Below are 17,544 nucleotides of genomic sequence, written 5' to 3' on the forward strand. Positions count from 1 at the left end.
CCGCGGCCATGTGGATCGACACCCACTGCCACCTCGACGCCGGCGAGTTCGATGCGGACCGCGAGCAGGTCACCGACGCGGCCGAGGCTGCCGGCGTGCGCGGCATCGTGGTGCCGGCGGTGGCCGCGTGGAACTTCGATACCGTGCGCGCGCTGGCGCAGCGCGATCCGCGCTGCGTCTACGCGCTGGGCATCCATCCGCTGTGCTCGCCCGGCGCGGGCCAGCCCGAGCTGGACACGCTGCGGCGCCAGGTCGCCGCCAGCATGGGCGACCCGCGCTTCGTCGGCATCGGCGAGATCGGGCTCGACTTCTTCGTCGCCGGGCTGGATGCGGACCACCAGACCTGGCTCTACGTCGAACAGCTGAAGATCGCGCGCGAGTTCGACCTGCCGGTGCTGCTGCATGTGCGCAAGTCGCAGGACCAGGTCGGCGCGCAGTTGCGCAAGCTCGGCGTGAAGCGCGGCATCGCCCACGCCTTCAACGGCAGCCACGAACAGGCACGGCGCTTCGTCGAGCAGGGCCTGAAGCTGGGCTTCGGCGGCAATGTCACCTTCAGCCGCGCGCGCCAGATCCGCCGGCTGGCGACGGAGCTGCCGCTGGAGGCGCTGGTGCTGGAAACCGATGCGCCGGACATCGCGCCGGCATGGCTGTCGGACGACCAGTTCGGCGAACAGCACAAGGCGCGCAACACGCCCGCCGAGGTGGCCGGCGTGGCGCGCGTGATGGCGGAACTGCGCGGCATCGATGCCCTGGCGCTGGCGCAGGCGACCTGGCGCAACGCCGTGGCGGCGCTGCCGCGTCTGGCGGCGTTTGCCGACACCATGGCGCCTCCGCTCGCTGGCGGTCACACAACTTCCACGCCTTCTTGACAGGCTGACAAGCTTGCCGCGCCTGCGCGCGGGTACAACTCCGGTCATGCAAGATCATCGGAGGAGGTGCCGTGCGTCGCTTCGTGGTGGCATTCGTGGCCGGATGCTGGGCCCTGCAGCAGCAGTCGACGCTGCCGCAGCCGCACGGCCTGCGCCTGGGCGCCGCGCTGCTGGCGTTGTGCGCCATCGGCATGGCCCTGTGGGGCAGGCGCCTGCCTGCCATGCTGCAAGGCCTGGTACTGGCGGCGCTGGCCTTTGCCATGGCGTACTGCTGGGCAGCCTGGCGCGCCGAACTGCGCCTGCGCGAATGGCTGCCCGTGGCGCTGGAAGCCCGCGACCTCGACGTGCGCGGGGTGGTCTCGGGCCTGCCCACCCAAACCGTCACCGGCACACGCTTCGCGTTCACTGTCGAGCCGGCCGCCGGTTCAGCCCCGCCGTTGCCGGGCCGGATCATCCTCAACTGGCGCGACGCGCCGCTCGAGTTAAGCCCGGGGCAACGCTTCACGCTGACCCTGCGCCTGCGGCGCCCGCGCGGGCTCGCCAATCCGTTCGGTTTCGATTACGCCTACTGGCTGCTGGCGCAAGGCTATGGCGCGACCGGCTACGTGCGCCGCGCCCACGGTCCGCCGCAGGATGCCGCCGGCGAGCGGCTGGCCTGGCGCATAGAAGCGTGGCGCGCCGCCGTGCGCGACCATCTGCGCGCCGCGCTGCCGGCCGGCGCGCGCTATGGCGCGGTGCTGGTCGCGCTGGTGATCGGCGACCAGCGCGGCATCGAGGCGCAAGACTGGCAGCTGTTCCGGCGTACCGGCGTGAGCCACCTGGTGGCCATTTCAGGGCTGCATATCACCATGGTGGCCGGCATGGCGGCGTCGCTTGCCGGACTGCTGTGGCGCCATTCGTTCGGCTTTGGCCGCTACCTGCGCCGGCCGCTGCCATTGTGGCTGCCCGCCCGGCAAGCCGCGCTGGTGATGGCGGTGGCCACCGCGCTTGGCTACGGCATGCTGGCCGGCATGCAGATCCCGGCGCTGCGCACCGTCGCCATGCTCTGCGTCGCGGCGGTTGCGGTGTGGGGAGCACGCGCGCCGCCGGCGTCGGTGGTGCTGGCGTGGGCGGCGCTGGTGGCGTTGCTGCTGGATCCGTGGGCGGTCATGCTGCCCGGTTTCTGGCTGTCCTTCGGTGCCGTCGCGGTGATCTTCTTCGCTGCCCGCCCGGGACGCGACGCCGCCATCGCAGGGCGTTGGCAACGGCTGCGGGCCGCGCTTGCCGCGGCAGCGCGCACCCAGTGGGCCGTGACCATCGGGCTGGTGCCGCTGACGCTGCTGCTGTTCGGCCAGGTGTCGGTGGTGTCGCCGTTCGCCAATGCCCTGGCTATTCCGGTGGTCAGCCTGCTGGTGACGCCGCTGGCGCTGCTGGGCGCCGCGCTGCCGCTGTGGCTGGCCGTGCCGGTGATGGCGCTCGCCCACTTTGCCATGCAGGGACTGGCTGCCGTGTTGCAATGGTTTTCCGTGCTGCCCGGGGCGATGTGGGAGGCCGCCAGCGCCGGGCCGGGGGCGCTGCTGCTGGCTGCGCTTGGCGTGGCGCTGCTGGTAGCGCCCGTGGCTTCCGCGCGCCTGCGCGGGCATGGCGCGCTGCTGATGCTGCCGATGCTGGTGGCGCGCGGCCCGCCGGTGGCCGACGGCCAGTTCCGCGCGGTGATGTTCGACGTCGGGCAGGGCACGGCGGTGCTGGTGCGCACGCGAGCGCACGCGTTGCTGTACGACACGGGGCCGGGTTATGCCGGGGGCTCCAGCGCGGGCGCGCAAGTGGTGGTGCCGCTATTGCGCGCCGAGGGGGTGACGCGGCTCGACCACCTGATGGTCAGCCATGAAGACACCGATCATGCCGGCGGCGTGGCGGACATTGTGGGAACGGTCGACCTGGTGGCACGCAGCACCGGTGCGCCTGCTGGCCACCCGCTGCTCGGAGCTCGCCATCCGGGGACTGGTCCAGCCGAATGGAACCCATGCGCAGCGGGACAGCAATGGCAGTGGGACGGCGTGCGCTTTGCCGTGCTGCACCCGTTGCCCGAGCAGTCGCAGCAGGCCGCCATCGCCAGCAATGCGCGCAGTTGCGTGCTGCGCGTGGACACCGCCGCGCACAGCCTGCTGCTGACCGGCGATATCGGCCTGGCGCAGGAGCGTGCGTTGATCGCGCGCTTGCCGGCTGAAGCCTTGCACGCCGACGTGCTGGTGGTGGCGCATCACGGCAGCGCTACGTCGTCCGGCGCGGACTGGGTCGAGGCGGTCGGGCCCGCGGCCGCGGTGTTCCAATTGGGCTATGGCAACCGGTATCGCCACCCGAACGCTGAAGTCTGGGAGCGCTTTGGCCGCGCGGGCATCCCGCGCTATCGCACCGACGAAACCGGCGCGGTGACCATGGACACGGCGCGCGCGGGTTACACGCTGTCGATGTTCCGGCAGGCGGAGCAGCGCTACTGGCGGGAACGGCGGCCGGCGCCGCGCTAGCACGCGCTGGTGTCGCGGGCGGTCAGCCGGCCTTGCGGCGGCCCGGGCGTGCGGCGCGCGGTGCGGGCTTGGTGGGCGTAGAGGGCATGGCGGGCTCGGCCGCCGCCGTGCGGTCCCGGCTGCGTGCCGGCGCCGGCTCGGCGCCGGCGATGCGCCGCTCGCGCAGATGCGCCTTGGCGCGCTGCAGGCGCGGCGCGACCGTGTCCGCGCGCGCCAGCGCGACGCCGGCGGCAAGCACGTCGCCCAGCACCAGGTGGCTGATGCGCGAGGTCATCGGCGTGTAGACCTCGCTGTCTTCCTCGACGTCCGAGAACACGCAGACATCGGCCAGCCGGGCCAGCGGCGAGCCGCTATGGGTCAGTGCCAGCACGCTCGCGCCGCTGCTGCGCGCCAGCGTGGCGGCGGTCAGCATATCCCAGGTGCGGCCGCTGTTGGAGACCAGCACGGCCACGTCGCCCGGGGCCAGCAGCGCCGCCGACATGCTGAACACGTGCGGGTCGGCATAGGCGACGGTCGGCATGCCCAGGCGGAAGAACTTGTGCTGCAGGTCGAGCGCGACGATGCCGGAGTTGCCGCAGCCATAGAACTCGATGCGGCGTGCGCCGGCGAGCAGCCGGATGCCATGCTCGATCTGGTCGGCCGACAGCGCGTTGCGCACGCTCATCAGCGTGGCAATGGTGCGGTCGAACACCTTGCCGGCGATGTCCGCCGGGCGGTCGTTGGCGGCGACATCCTGGTGCACAAAAGGGGTGCCGCCGACGTTCTGCGCGAACTGCAGCTTGAATTCGCGGAAGCCGTCGTAGCCCAGCGCCGCGCAGAAGCGAGCGATGGTGGGTTGCGATACCCCGGCCCGCTCGGCCAGTTCCGGCATCGACAGCCGGATCACGGCGGCGCCGTGGCGGGCGACATAGTCGGCCAGGCGGCGTTCTGAGGGACGAAGGGTGTCGTAGACGGCAAGGATGCGGTCGCGCATGGCGGCAGTCGGCGGTATCGGTGTGGAGGGGTATGTAGAGATTCTACATGGATTGGCGCCGCATATTGCCTGAGGCGAGGGTTGGCTGGCTCTCCGGGTTTGTACTGATTACGGCATTTTCTGCGGGAATTTTCTGCGTGGGCGGGTCGACGGGCGGCAGGCGCTGGTTATAATGGCGCCCGATCTGTAGAAAATCTACAGGCGGTCGCGCCCGTGCGGGCGCCCGTCGCCACGCCTCATTCTGCCCACAAGGACCGTCATCGCCATGCCTTCTGTCGTCCATGCCGAGCTCCAGGCCGTTACCGACCGCATCGTTTCGCGCAGCCGCGCCAGCCGTGCCGCCTACCTTGCCCGCTGCGAGCGCGCGCAGGCGGAACTCGCGCCGCTGCGCGGCATGTCCTGCGCCAACCTGGCGCACGGCTTTGCCGCGCTGCCCGCCAGCGACAAGCTCAAGCTGCGCGTCGAGCATGCGCCCAACCTGGGCATCGTTACCGCGTACAACGACATGCTGTCGGCGCACCAGCCCTACGAGCGCTATCCCGCCGTGATCCGCGAGGCCGCGCGCGCGGTCGGCGCGGTGGCACAGGTGGCAGGCGGCGTGCCGGCGATGTGCGACGGCATCACGCAGGGCAACGCCGGCATGGAGCTGTCGCTGTTCTCGCGCGATGCGATTGCCATGGGCACCGCGGTGGCGCTGTCGCACAACACCTTCGATGCCGCGCTGATGCTCGGGGTGTGCGACAAGATCGTGCCGGGGTTGCTGATGGGCGCGCTGCAGTTCGGCCACCTGCCGATGGTGTTCGTGCCGGCGGGCCCGATGGCCAGCGGGCTGCCCAACAAGGAAAAGGCGCGCGTGCGCCAGCTCTACGCCACCGGCCAGGTCGGGCGCGAAGCGCTGCTGGAGGCCGAATGCCAGGCCTATCACGGCGCCGGCACCTGCACCTTCTACGGCACCGCCAACAGCAACCAGTTCCTGATGGAAATCATGGGCCTGCACCTGCCGGGCGCGGCCTTCGTCCACCCCGACAGCGGCCTGCGCGATGCGCTGACGGCCGCGGCGGCACAGCGCGCGATCGCGCTGCGCGCGCGCGGCGACGATTACCTGCCGCTGGCGCGCATCGTCGACGAACGCGCGATCGCCAATGCCATGGTCGGCCTGCTGGCCACGGGCGGCTCGACCAACCACACCATCCACCTGGTGGCGATGGCGCGCGCCGCCGGCATCGTCATCGACTGGAACGATTTCGACCTGCTGTCGCGCATCACGCCGCTGCTGGCGCGCATCTATCCCAACGGCTCGGCCGATGTGAACCACTTCCATGCCGCCGGCGGCGCCGGCTTCGTGATCCGCGAGCTGCTGCAGGCCGGCCTGCTGCACGAGGACGTGCAGACCGTGGCCGGCCCGGGCCTGGCCCGTTATGCGCAGGAACCGGTGATGACGGACGGCGTGCTGCACTGGCGCGACGGCGCCGCACAGAGCGGCGACCCGCAGGTGCTGGCGACAGCCGCCGCGCCGTTCTCCGCCGAGGGTGGGCTGCGGCTGATGCAGGGCAACCTGGGGCGCGGCGTGATCAAGGTCTCGGCCGTGGCGCCGGAGCACCGCGTGGTCGAAGCCCCGGTGCGGGTGTTCGATTCGCAGGGGGCGCTGCAGGCGGCGTTCGACGCTGGCGAACTCGGCGGCGACCTGGTCGCGGTGGTGCGCTTCCAGGGGCCCAATGCCAACGGCATGCCGGAGCTGCACCGGCTGACCCCGGTGCTGGGCGCGCTGCAGGACGCCGGCCACCAGGTGGCGCTGGTGACCGACGGGCGCATGTCCGGCGCCTCGGGCAAGGTGCCGGCGGTGATCCACGTCGGTCCCGAGGCGCTGGCAGGCGGCGCGCTGGCGCGCGTGCGTGACGGCGATCGCATCCGCGTCGACGCCGTCGCCGGCACGCTGCAATGGCTGGGCGACGAGGCCGAATTCGCGGCGCGGGCGCCGGCACGCGCGCCTGCCGATCCGTTCGCGCAGTTCAGCCTGGGGCGCGGCCTGTTCGGCCTGTTCCGGCGCCATGCTCGGATCGCGGAAGAGGGCGGCAGCGCACTCGACCTGTCCGAACTGGATGCCGCAGCGGCTGGCGCCGACGGCCGTACCGCCGAGTTGCGATCCGTCGCACAATAAACGGACCAGGACAGGCAAGCAACCGACAAGGATGGTCCCACCATCCGATACCAAGACCGACGGAGCAGACATGATCTATATCCTGATGGGCGTTTCCGGCAGCGGCAAGACCACGGTCGGCCAGCTGCTGGCGCAGCGGCTGGGCTGCGGCTTCCATGACGCCGACGACTTCCACAGCGACGCCAACAAGGCCAAGATGCACGCCGGCATCCCGCTGACCGACGAAGACCGCTGGCCGTGGCTGGCCGCGATGCGCGCGGCCATCGACACCGCCCGCGCCGAGGGCCGCACCCATGTGTTCACCTGCTCGGCGCTGCGCCAGGCTTACCGCGACCGGCTGACCCCGCCCGATGGCGGCGTGACCTTCGTGTTCATGAAGGGGGATGCCGCGCTGATCGGCCAGCGCCTGTCCGCGCGCACCGAGCATTTCTTCAACCCCGAGCTGCTGCAAAGCCAGTTCAATACGCTCGAAGAACCCGGCGACGCGCTGGCGCTCGATATCCGCCAGTCACCCGAAGCGCTGGTGGACACCATCCTGCAGGCCACCGTGCGGCCGGGCGCCGGCGCCGCGCGCTGATCTTCCGCCAACGTGCCCACGCAGGGGCATGATCCGGGACGAGCTTCCCGCTTTTTCCATGGTTCGCAAAAACGGCCGCCGGCCTCGCCGGCGGCCGTTTTTGCGTGCGCTGGCAGGCATCTTGCTAGCCTGGTTTCGGTGCCGGTGCGGCGCGGGATTGGTGGCACGGGCGGCCCGCCGCGCCACCTTGCGGCTTTCGCCGGCACGGGTATGCTGGAAGGGCCAGTGACTCGACGGCATCACCGCCGCTGGCGCCAATCGGCGCGCGGCAGGGCAAGACAGCCAGGGCAACCAGGGCGGCCGGCAGCGGCGCCCGCGACATGGAGGAGCGGCCATCATGGCGGCGCGGTACTTCGACGAGATGCTGGACTGGCGCGAGGACAAGGCGCCGGCGCTGATCCACGCAGGCCAGGCCTTGCCTGAAGGGGCGGTACGCCCGCATTACCGGCATTTCGCCGAATGGCTGGCGCGCCAGACCGAAAGCACCATGGCCAACAAGCGCGCCGAGGCCGACCTGGTGTTCCGGCGCGTGGGCATCACCTTCGCCGTCTACGGCGACAAGGATGAAGCCAACAGCGGCACCGAGCGCACCATTCCGTTCGACGTGGTCCCGCGCATTTTTCCCGCGAGCGAATGGGCGCTGCTGGAAAAAGGCCTGCGCCAGCGCGTGGCCGCGCTGAACCGCTTCATCCACGACATCTACCACGGCCAGGACATCATCCGCGCCGGCGTGATCCCGCCCGACCAGATCTACAACAACGCCCAGTACCGGCCCGAGATGCTCGGCGTCAGCGTGCCGCACGACGTCTATGCGCATGTCGCCGGCATCGACGTGGTGCGTGCCGGCGAGGGCGAGTTCTACGTGCTGGAAGACAACCTGCGCGTGCCGTCGGGCGTGTCGTACATGCTCGAGAACCGCAAGATGATGATGCGCCTGTTCCCGGACCTGTTCGCGCGCAACCGCGTGGCGCCGGTGGCGCACTATCCCGACCTGCTGCTCGACATGCTGCGCGGGGTCTCGCCGCAGGCCATCGCCGATCCCACCGTGGTGGTGCTGACGCCGGGCATGTACAACTCGGCCTACTTCGAGCACGCCTTCCTGGCGCAGCAGATGGGGGTGGAGCTGGTCGAGGGCAGCGACCTCTTCGTCGAGGACAACCACCTGTTCATGCGCACCACGCAGGGGCCGCAACGCATCGACGTGATCTACCGTCGCGTCGACGATGACTTCCTCGACCCGCTCGCGTTCCGCCCCGATTCCGCACTGGGCGCCGCGGGGCTGCTGTCGGTCTACCGCGCCGGCAACGTGACCATCTGCAATGCCATCGGCACCGGCGTCGCCGACGACAAGTCGATCTACCCGTATGTGCCCGACATGATCCGCTTCTACCTGGGCGAAGAGGCCATCCTCAGCAACGTGCCGACCTATATGTGCCGGCGCGCCGAGGATCTGCAGTACGTGCTGGACCATATGGCCGAGCTGGTGGTCAAGGAAACCCATGGCGCCGGCGGCTACGGCATGCTGGTCGGGCCGGCAGCGACGCGCGCCGAGATCGATGCCTTCCGCGAGGTGGTCCGCTCCAGGCCGGAGCAGTACATCGCGCAGCCCACGCTGGCGCTGTCGACCTGCCCGACCTATGTCGAGGCCGGCATCGCGCCGCGCCATATCGACCTGCGCCCGTTCGTGCTGTCGGGCAAGGAGGTGCGCATGGTGCCGGGCGGGCTGACGCGCGTGGCGCTGCGCGAGGGTTCGCTGGTGGTGAATTCCTCGCAGGGTGGCGGCACCAAGGACACCTGGGTGCTGGAACGATGAACGACGATTCGGGAGAGCCCGCATGCTGAGCCGCACCGCCGACCACCTGTTCTGGATGGCCCGCTACACCGAGCGCGCGGAGAACACCGCGCGCATGCTCGACGTCAACTACCAGACCTCGCTGCTGCCGCAATCGGCTGAAGTGGCCGAGCAGGGCTGGTGGGCCATGCTCGATATCTCGGAGCTGACCGAGGTGTTCGACCACAAGTACGGCCTGCTGTCGCGCGACGACGTGATCGACTTCATGGTGCGCGACATGACCAATGCCTCGTCGATCATGAGCTGTCTGCGCGCGGCGCGCGAGAACGCGCGCGCGGTGCGCGGCTCGCTCACCACCGAGGTTTGGGAAACCGTCAACACCACCTGGCTGGAGGTGCAGCGGCTGATTGCCGACGGCGTGCTGAAGGAAGACCCGGCGCGCTTCTTCGAATGGGTCAAGTTCCGCTCGCACCTGGCGCGCGGGGTACAGTTCGGCACCATGCTCAAGGACGATGCCTTTCATTTCATGCGGCTGGGCACCTTCCTGGAGCGCGCCGACAATACCGCGCGCATTCTCGACGTCAAGTTCCAGGCGTCCAACGGCCGGGAGGGCGAGGAGCCCGAGGCCAATCCCGACCAGGGCGCCCACAACGATTTTTATCATTGGGCGGCGATCCTGCGCTCGGTGTCGGGCTTCGAGGTCTACCGCAAGGTCTATCGCGCGGTGATCACGCCGCAGCGCGTGGCTGAACTGCTGATCCTGCGCCCGGACATGCCGCGTTCGCTGGTGTCGAGCATGGACGAGGTGGTGGCGATCCTGCATACGGTGCGCAACCAGCATTCGGCGGAAACCGAGCGGCAGGCTGGTAAACTCCACGCCGACCTGAAGTACGCGCGCATCGACGATATCTTTGCCGTCGGCCTGCATGCGTACCTGACCAGCTTCCTGGAGCGCATCGGCGACCTCGGCAACGGCATCAGCAGGGACTTCCTGGTGCCGCTGCAGGCCGCCTGAGCCGGGCCGCGGGCAGCCCCCCGTGCCGCCGCCGCGCCCTGATACCGTGAAATACAAGATCCACCACCATACCGTCTACCGCTACACCGAACCGGTGCGGCGCAGCGTGCACGAAGTGCGTCTGCAGCCGCGCTCGGGCCCGCTGCAGACCGTGGACCACTGGCAACTGTCGACGCCCGGCAACCCCTCGGCGGCGCGCGATGGCTTCGGCAACATCGTGCACAACTTCACAGTGGCCGGGCCCGCCAGCACCATCGCCATCGAGGCCAGCGGCGAGGTCGAAGTGCTGCCGCCGCATGGCGAGCTCGACCGCGACGGGCACCATGCGTTCTGCGATGCGCCGCCGGACGGCGAGGCGCGGGTCTCGCCGCTGTATTTCCTCGGCAGCACGCCGCTGACCACGGCGCCGGCGCCGATGCGGGCGTTTGCCGCGCCGTTCCTGGCGGCGGGGCACAATATCGATGCGCTGCTGGCGCTGGCGCGCGGCATCGGCGAGCGCGTGCGCTACAAGCCCAATACCACCGATGTCGGCACCTCGGCCGCGGAGGCCTTCGCCTTGGGCAGCGGGGTGTGCCAGGACCAGGCGCAGGTGATGGTGGCGGCGTGCCGCGCGCTGGGCATTCCGGCGCGCTATGTCAGCGGATATTTCTATGACCCGGCCGCCACCGAACTGGCCAGCCATGCCTGGGCCGACGTATGCCTGGACCCGGCCGGCCAGATCTGGTGCAGCATCGACATCACGCACGGCTGCCTGACCGACGAGCGCCATATCCGGCTGGCAGTGGGGCGCGATTACGCGTCGGCGGCACCAGTGCGGGGCATCCTCGAAGGCGGTGCGGGCGAAACGCTGGAAGTCAATGTAATCATCACGCCACTTTCGAACTGATTAGGTGCTTGCTTCCAGACGCGGCGCGGTGCCGGTGCATGGGCGCTAGAATCCGGAGTGATGCAGGCCACTGCCGGCCCGGGCCGGCCGCCACCAAGAACACCAAGACAAACCATGACGTATTGTGTAGCCATGCGGCTGGATGCCGGCCTGGTATTCCTGTCCGACTCCCGCACCAATGCCGGGGTAGACGCCATCTCGACCGCGCGCAAGATGACCGTGTTCGAGGAGCCCGGCGACCGGGTGATGGTGCTGATGACCGCGGGCAACCTGGCCATCAGCCAGTCGGTGCGCCAGATCCTGATCGAGGACCATGACGAGAAGCGTTCGTTGTGGACCGCGCGCGACATGTTCGAGGCCGCCTCGATCGTCGGCGAGGCGGTGCGCCAGGTGCACCGGCGCGACGCCCACGCGCTGCGCGACGCCGGCATCGAGTTCAATGTCAGCCTGATCTTCGGCGGCCAGGTGCGCGGCGAGCGGGCGCGGCTGTTCAATATCTACGCGGCCGGCAACTTCGTCGAGGCCACGCCCGAGAACTGCTACTTCCAGATCGGCGAGGCCAAGTACGGCAAGCCCATCGTCGACCGCGTCGTGCATCCGTCGCTGCCGCTGGCGGAAGGGGCCAAGTGCGCGCTGATCTCGATGGACTCGACGCTGAAGTCGAATATCTCGGTGGGCCTGCCGCTGGACCTGCTGGTCTATGAAGCCGATTCGCTGCAGGTGAATCACTTTGTCAATATCGACGAGCGCAACGCCTACTTCCGCATGATCCGCGACACGTGGGGCCATCGCCTGCGCCAGGTCTTCGGCGAGATCCATAACCCGGAATGGGATCCGGCCGCGCCCGCGGAATTCTCGCTGGCGCGCTCCGGCGAGGCCGACCGCTGGGCCCAGCCGGTGCGGGCCAGGCGCGTGCATCCGCGCAAGCCGGACTGAGGGGCGGCAGGCATGCGCGAGATCATCCATTTTTCCCACGCCAACGGCTTCCCGGTGACGACCTACCGCAAGCTGTTCGGCGAGCTCGACGGCGAGTTCGAGTTCCGCGCCGTGGACCGCTACGGCCACCAGCCGGAATTCCCGGTGACACGCGGCTGGCCGCACCTGGTGGAAGAGCTGCTGGGCGACATCGACCGCCAGTACCGCCAGCCGGTGTGGCTGGTGGGCCATTCGCTGGGCGGTTTCCTGTCGCTGATGGCGGCGCTGCGCCGCCCGGAGCGGGTGCGCGGCGTGGTCATGCTGGATTCGCCGATCATCGCCGGCTGGCGCGCTTCCTTGCTGAAGACCGCGCAGATGCTGGGCATCGATGAAAAGCCGGGCCCGGCGGCGGTGACCAAAAACCGGCGCACGCACTGGCCGGATGCCGAGGCGGTGTGGGAACACTTCCGCGCCAAGCCCAATTTCGCGGTGTGGGACCAGGAAGTGCTGCGCGACTATGCCATCCACGGCACCGAGCCCACCGGCAAGGACAGCGAGCGCCGGCTGCGCTTCGACCGCGAGGTCGAATACTGGATCTACCGCACGCTGCCGACCAGCCTCGGGCGCAAGGTCGCGCGCGGCGCGCCGGTGCCGGTCGGCTTCGTCGCCGGCACGCGCTCGCGCGAGGTGCGGCAGTGCGGCCTGGGGGCGACGCGGCGGCTGGTCGGGCCCAACCTGCGCTTTATCGAGGGCGGCCACCTGTACCCGATGGAACGCCCGCAGCAGACCGCGCAGCTGGTGCGCGAACTGATCGGCGCGATGCGCGAGCAGGGGCGCTGAGCCGGCGTGCGGCGCATGCGCCGCAGCACGCCGGCAACGCGGTCGCGCCCTGGCGATCGGCACGCCGGAGGCGGGCTGCTGTCACAATTTCCGGGTCGGCGGGGAACGGGCTCTCATGTATAATCCCGATTTCCCCGGCAAGCTCGGTTTATGACCAAATTCGTCTTCGTCACCGGTGGCGTCGTCTCTTCTCTCGGCAAGGGCATCGCTGCTGCCTCGCTCGCGGCCATTCTTGAGTCGCGCGGCCTCAAAGTCACCCTCCTCAAGCTCGATCCCTACATCAACGTCGATCCCGGCACGATGAGCCCTTTCCAGCATGGCGAGGTGTTTGTCACGGAAGACGGTGCGGAAACCGACCTCGATCTCGGCCACTACGAGCGCTTCGTCTCGGCCAAGATGCGCAAGTCGAACAACTTCACCACCGGCCAGATCTACGAATCGGTGATCCGCAAGGAGCGCCGCGGCGAATACCTGGGCAAGACCGTGCAGGTGATCCCGCATATCACCAACGAGATCCAGGCCTTCGTCGAGAAGGGCGCGGCCGCGTCGCACGACGGCAAGGCCGACGTGGCGCTGGTCGAAATCGGCGGCACCGTGGGTGACATCGAATCGCTGCCGTTCCTGGAAGCCGCGCGCCAGATGAGCCTGCGCATGGGCCGCAACCACTGCGCCTTCGTGCACCTGACGCTGGTGCCGTTCATCGCCAGCGCCGGCGAGCTGAAGACCAAGCCGACCCAGCACTCGGTGCAGAAGCTGCGCGAAATCGGCATCTCGCCTACCGCGCTGCTGTGCCGCGCCGACCGCCCGATCCCGGACGACGAGCGCGCCAAGATCTCGCTGTTCGCCAATATCCCGCAGGACGCCGTGATCTCGGTGTGGGACGCAGACAGCATCTACAAGATCCCGCAGATGCTCAACGAGCAGGGCCTGGACCGCCTGATCTGCGAGGAACTGCGCCTGGATCCGAAGCCGGCCGACCTGTCGATGTGGCAGAAGCTGGTCAACGCCCAGGAAAATCCCGAGCACGAGATCACCATCGGCATGGTCGGCAAGTATGTCGACCTGACCGAGTCGTACAAGTCGCTGATCGAGGCGCTGCGCCACGCCGGCATGCACACCGCCACGCGCGTCAATATCGAGTACATCGATTCCGAGGAACTGGAATCGGGCCACCTCGAAGTGCTGGCTCCGCTGGACGCGATCCTGGTGCCGGGCGGCTTCGGCAAGCGCGGCACCGAAGGCAAGATCCGCGCGATCCAGTACGCGCGCGAGAACAAGATCCCCTACCTGGGCATCTGCCTGGGCATGCAGCTGGCGGTGATCGAGTTTGCCCGCCACCTGGCCGGCATGGCCGACGCCAACTCGACCGAGTTCAACCTGGAAACCGAGCACCCGGTGGTCGCGCTGATCACCGAGTGGGTCGACCGCGAAGGCAAGGTCGAGCAGCGCTCGGCCGATTCCGACCTGGGCGGCACCATGCGCCTGGGCGCGCAGCGCGTGCCGGTCAAGGCAGGCACCAAGGCCCACGCCATCTACGGCGCCGAGGTCAACGAGCGCCACCGCCACCGCTACGAGGTCAACAACCACTACGTGCCGACGCTGGAAAAGGCCGGCATGGTGATCTCGGCGCGCACCCCGACCGAGAACCTGCCGGAGATGATGGAGCTGCCCGAGGCGATGCACCCGTGGTTCGTCGGCGTCCAGTTCCACCCGGAATTCACCTCGACCCCGCGCGACGGCCATCCGCTGTTCAAGGCCTACGTCGAAGCCGCGCTGGCCAGCCAGCAGCGCAAGGGCGCGTAAGGCCCGGCGCAAGCAGGAGAGACAGTCATGAAACTCTGTGGATTCGAGGCCGGCCTCGACCAGCCGTTCTTCCTGATCGCCGGTCCGTGCGTGATCGAGTCCGAGCAGATGGCGCTGGATACCGCGGGCGAGCTCAAGGCCATCACCACCGAGCTCGGCATCCCGTTCATCTACAAGTCGTCGTTCGACAAGGCCAACCGCTCGTCGGGCAAGTCGTTCCGCGGCCTTGGCATGGAAAAGGGCCTCGAGATCCTGGCCCACGTCAAGCGCGAGATCGGCGTGCCGGTGCTGACCGACATCCACGAGATCGACGAGATCAAGCCCGTCGCCGCCGTGGTCGACGTGCTGCAGACCCCGGCGTTCCTGTGCCGCCAGACCGATTTCATCCGGGCCTGCGCGCAGAGCGGCAAGCCGGTGAATATCAAGAAGGGCCAGTTCCTGGCGCCGCACGACATGAAGAACGTGATCGACAAGGCGCGCGATGCCGCGCGCGAAGCCGGTCTGCCCGACGATGTCTTCATGGCCTGCGAGCGTGGCGTTTCGTTCGGCTACAACAACCTGGTGTCGGACATGCGCTCGCTGGCGATCATGCGCGAGACCGGCGCCCCGGTGGTGTTCGACGCCACCCACTCGGTGCAGCTGCCGGGCGGGCAGGGCACCAGCTCGGGCGGCCAGCGCGAGTTCGTGCCGGTGCTGTCGCGTGCCGCGGTCGCCACCGGCGTCGCGGGACTGTTCATGGAGACGCATCCGGACCCGAGCAAGGCCATGTCCGACGGCCCCAACGCGGTGCCGCTGTCGCGCATGAAGGAACTGCTGTCCGTGCTCAAGGAACTCGACACGCTGGTCAAGCGCGCCGGCTTCCTGGAAGACAACTTCGGCTGGCCGGCCTGCGCCTGAGCCGGCCCGGCTTGTCGCCGCCGCGCCGGTCACGGATGCCGGCGGTGACAAACCATATCGAAAGACAATACAAAAAATCGGGAGATTCTCCATGGCCGCGGGCTTTATCATCGCCTACGTCGACGTGACCGACCCCCAGCAGTACGAGCAATACAAGGTGCTTTCGAGCAAGGCCATGCAGATCCATGGCGCCGAGGTGCTGGTGCGCGGCGGCAAGACCGAGCCGCTCGAGGGCGACTGGGCGCCGACGCGCGTGGTGGTGCTGAAATTCCCCAGCTATGACGCCGCCAAGGCCTTCCACGACGGCGAGGCCTACCGCGCCGCGCGCAAGTCGCGCGAGCATGCGGCGAAGATGAACATGATCGTGGTCGAAGGCGCCGCCTGAGCCGGCTGGCGCCAGGCAGCCGTCATGCGCGCAGCGCTGCGCCCATGACATGCGCCTGACACGCGCGCAGGTTGAAGTGATCAGCAGCAGCAAGAATCAACAGTCAGAGAGGAATTCATGAGTGCAATCGTAGATATCATCGGTCGCGAGGTTCTCGACTCGCGCGGCAATCCCACGGTCGAGTGCGACGTGCTGCTGGAATCCGGCGTGATGGGCCGCGCCGCGGTACCGTCGGGCGCGTCGACCGGTTCGCGCGAAGCCATCGAGCTGCGCGACGGCGACAAGGGTCGCTACCTGGGCAAGGGCGTGCTGAAGGCGGTCGAGCATATCAACACCGAGATCTCCGAAGCCATCATGGGCCTGGACGCCTCCGAGCAGGCCTTCCTGGACCGCACCCTGATCGACCTCGACGGCACCGAGAACAAGGGCCGCCTGGGCGCCAACGCCATGCTGGCGGTGTCGATGGCGGTGGCCAAGGCCGCCGCCGAGGAAGCCGGCCTGCCGCTGTACCGCTACTTCGGCGGTTCGGGCGCGATGCAGCTGCCGGTGCCGATGATGAACATCGTCAACGGCGGCGCGCACGCCAACAACAGCCTGGACATCCAGGAATTCATGGTCATGCCGGTGTCGCAGACCAGCTTCCGCGAAGCGCTGCGCTGCGGCGCCGAGATCTTCCACGCGCTGAAGAAGATCCTGGCCGACAAGGGCATGTCCACCGCGGTGGGCGACGAAGGCGGCTTCGCCCCCAACTTCTCGTCCAATGAAGAGTGCCTGAACACCATCGTGCAGGCCATCGAGAAGGCTGGCTACCGTGCCGGCGAGGACGTGCTGCTGGCGCTGGACTGCGCCGCCAGCGAGTTCTACCACGAGGCCGAAGGCGTGTACCAGCTGGAAGGCGAAGGCCTGAAGCTGAGCTCGACGCAGTTCGCCGACTACCTGGCCAACCTGTGCGACAAGTTCCCGATCGTGTCGATCGAGGACGGCATGGCCGAAGGCGACTGGGACGGCTGGAAGACCCTGACCGACAAGCTCGGCTCGCGCGTGCAGCTGGTCGGCGACGACCTGTTCGTCACCAACACCAAGATCCTGAAGGAAGGCATCGAGAAGGGCATCGGCAACTCGATCCTGATCAAGATCAACCAGATCGGCACCCTGACCGAGACCTTCGCCGCGATCGAGATGGCCAAGCGCGCCGGCTACACCGCCGTGATCTCGCACCGCTCGGGCGAAACCGAGGACAGCACCATCGCCGACATCGCCGTCGGCACCAATGCCGGCCAGATCAAGACCGGCTCGCTGTCGCGCTCGGACCGCATGGCCAAGTACAACCAGCTGCTGCGCATCGAGGAAGACCTGGGCGATATCGCCAGCTACCCGGGCAAGGGCGCGTTCTACAACCTGCGCTGACGGTTTGCCGCGTCGTTCCCGCGCCAGCGGGAGCGGCAGCGGGCAAATGGCATGGCGGCGGCCGGGACATCCTGGCCGCCGCCGTTTTTGTATCGAAATCTGCCTGGCAATTGCCTTCCAGGCGGAGTTCGCAGATCATTGTGCGGAAATTCCTGTCCGCCACCTTTCATGCGCCTGATTTCGCTGCTGTTGTTCGTGCTGCTGCTTGCCATCCAGTATCCGCTCTGGCTCGGCAAGGGCGGCTGGCTGCGCGTGTGGGATCTGAACCGCCAGCTGACCGAGCAGGGCACCCGCAACCAGACGCTCAAGCTGCGCAACGCCAAGCTGGAAGGCGAAGTGGCCGACCTGCAGGACGGCACCGGTGCCATCGAAGAACGCGCCCGCTATGAGCTGGGCATGGTGCGCGAAGGCGAGGTCTTCGTGCAGTTCGTCGCGCCGGCGCCCAAGGTCAGCGCCACGCCGCCGCTGCCGCCGCCGGCGAATTCGGTAGCCGGCCGGGGCGGCCACTAAGCACCACGCGTAG

The 17,544-nt window shown here is 68.7% G+C and carries 15 protein-coding genes; 14 read left to right on the forward strand and 1 reads right to left on the reverse strand.

The annotated features are described in order from the left end of the window. Nucleotides 1–8: 8 nt before the first annotated feature. Nucleotides 9–869, forward strand: coding sequence for a TatD family hydrolase (locus C7416_RS15025; RefSeq protein WP_111519657.1), 861 nt, complete (start codon nt 9–11; stop codon nt 867–869). A 71-nt stretch (nt 870–940) separates the two neighbouring features. Then, nucleotides 941–3,373: a DNA internalization-related competence protein ComEC/Rec2 gene (locus C7416_RS15030; protein WP_111519658.1), complete on the forward strand. Its 2,433-nt coding sequence runs from the start codon at nt 941–943 to the stop codon at nt 3,371–3,373. A gap of 22 nt (nt 3,374–3,395) precedes the next feature. On the opposite strand, the gene C7416_RS15035 is transcribed toward C7416_RS15030, so the two are convergent. Continuing rightward, on the reverse strand, nt 3,396–4,346 hold the full coding sequence (locus C7416_RS15035) for a MurR/RpiR family transcriptional regulator (RefSeq protein ID WP_111519659.1): 951 nt from the start codon (nt 4,344–4,346) through the stop codon (nt 3,396–3,398). A 265-nt stretch (nt 4,347–4,611) separates the two neighbouring features. Between C7416_RS15035 and edd the strand changes: the two genes are divergently transcribed. The 12 genes from edd to ftsB all read left to right on the forward strand — a co-directional run bounded on the left by edd (nt 4,612) and on the right by ftsB (nt 17,531). Continuing rightward, nucleotides 4,612–6,504 carry a phosphogluconate dehydratase gene (gene edd / locus C7416_RS15040; RefSeq protein WP_111519660.1) on the forward strand — a complete coding sequence of 631 codons (1,893 nt, stop codon included), beginning with the start codon at nt 4,612–4,614 and terminating at the stop codon, nt 6,502–6,504. A 70-nt stretch (nt 6,505–6,574) separates the two neighbouring features. Next, nucleotides 6,575–7,081 (forward strand): gluconokinase, encoded by a 507-nt coding sequence (locus C7416_RS15045; protein WP_111519661.1) that lies wholly within the window; start codon nt 6,575–6,577, stop codon nt 7,079–7,081. 337 nt (nt 7,082–7,418) lie between these two features. Beyond that, nucleotides 7,419–8,894, forward strand: a complete 1,476-nt coding sequence (locus C7416_RS15050; protein ID WP_111519662.1) for a circularly permuted type 2 ATP-grasp protein — start codon at nt 7,419–7,421, stop codon at nt 8,892–8,894. Between the two features lie 22 nt (nt 8,895–8,916). Then, nucleotides 8,917–9,888 carry an alpha-E domain-containing protein gene (locus C7416_RS15055; protein WP_111519663.1) on the forward strand — a complete coding sequence of 324 codons (972 nt, stop codon included), beginning with the start codon at nt 8,917–8,919 and terminating at the stop codon, nt 9,886–9,888. 46 nt (nt 9,889–9,934) lie between these two features. Continuing rightward, nucleotides 9,935–10,774: a transglutaminase family protein gene (locus C7416_RS15060; RefSeq protein ID WP_198035603.1), complete on the forward strand. Its 840-nt coding sequence runs from the start codon at nt 9,935–9,937 to the stop codon at nt 10,772–10,774. A gap of 114 nt (nt 10,775–10,888) precedes the next feature. Beyond that, complete coding sequence (locus tag C7416_RS15065; protein ID WP_111519665.1) at nt 10,889–11,710, forward strand: proteasome-type protease; 822 nt, start codon at nt 10,889–10,891, stop codon at nt 11,708–11,710. Between the two features lie 12 nt (nt 11,711–11,722). Next, the gene (locus C7416_RS15070; RefSeq protein ID WP_111519666.1) at nt 11,723–12,529 is read left to right on the forward strand and encodes an alpha/beta fold hydrolase; all 807 of its coding nucleotides are present in this window, start codon (nt 11,723–11,725) and stop codon (nt 12,527–12,529) included. Between the two features lie 150 nt (nt 12,530–12,679). Further along, nucleotides 12,680–14,332 carry a CTP synthase gene (locus C7416_RS15075; RefSeq protein ID WP_111519667.1) on the forward strand — a complete coding sequence of 551 codons (1,653 nt, stop codon included), beginning with the start codon at nt 12,680–12,682 and terminating at the stop codon, nt 14,330–14,332. Nucleotides 14,333–14,359: 27 nt separating this feature from the next. Next, nucleotides 14,360–15,229: a 3-deoxy-8-phosphooctulonate synthase gene (kdsA, locus tag C7416_RS15080; RefSeq protein WP_111519668.1), complete on the forward strand. Its 870-nt coding sequence runs from the start codon at nt 14,360–14,362 to the stop codon at nt 15,227–15,229. A gap of 91 nt (nt 15,230–15,320) precedes the next feature. Further along, on the forward strand, nt 15,321–15,614 hold the full coding sequence (locus C7416_RS15085; RefSeq protein WP_111519669.1) for a DUF1330 domain-containing protein: 294 nt from the start codon (nt 15,321–15,323) through the stop codon (nt 15,612–15,614). A 117-nt stretch (nt 15,615–15,731) separates the two neighbouring features. Beyond that, on the forward strand, nt 15,732–17,021 hold the full coding sequence (gene eno, locus C7416_RS15090; protein ID WP_111519670.1) for a phosphopyruvate hydratase: 1,290 nt from the start codon (nt 15,732–15,734) through the stop codon (nt 17,019–17,021). Nucleotides 17,022–17,189: 168 nt separating this feature from the next. After that, entirely contained in the window at nt 17,190–17,531 is a 342-nt protein-coding gene (gene ftsB, locus C7416_RS15095; RefSeq protein ID WP_010808995.1) for a cell division protein FtsB, read from the forward strand. Nucleotides 17,532–17,544: the final 13 nt, after the last annotated feature.

Origin of the sequence: Cupriavidus phytorum, from assembly GCF_003254285.1 — a bacterium.
GTDB lineage: Bacteria > Pseudomonadota > Gammaproteobacteria > Burkholderiales > Burkholderiaceae > Cupriavidus > Cupriavidus phytorum.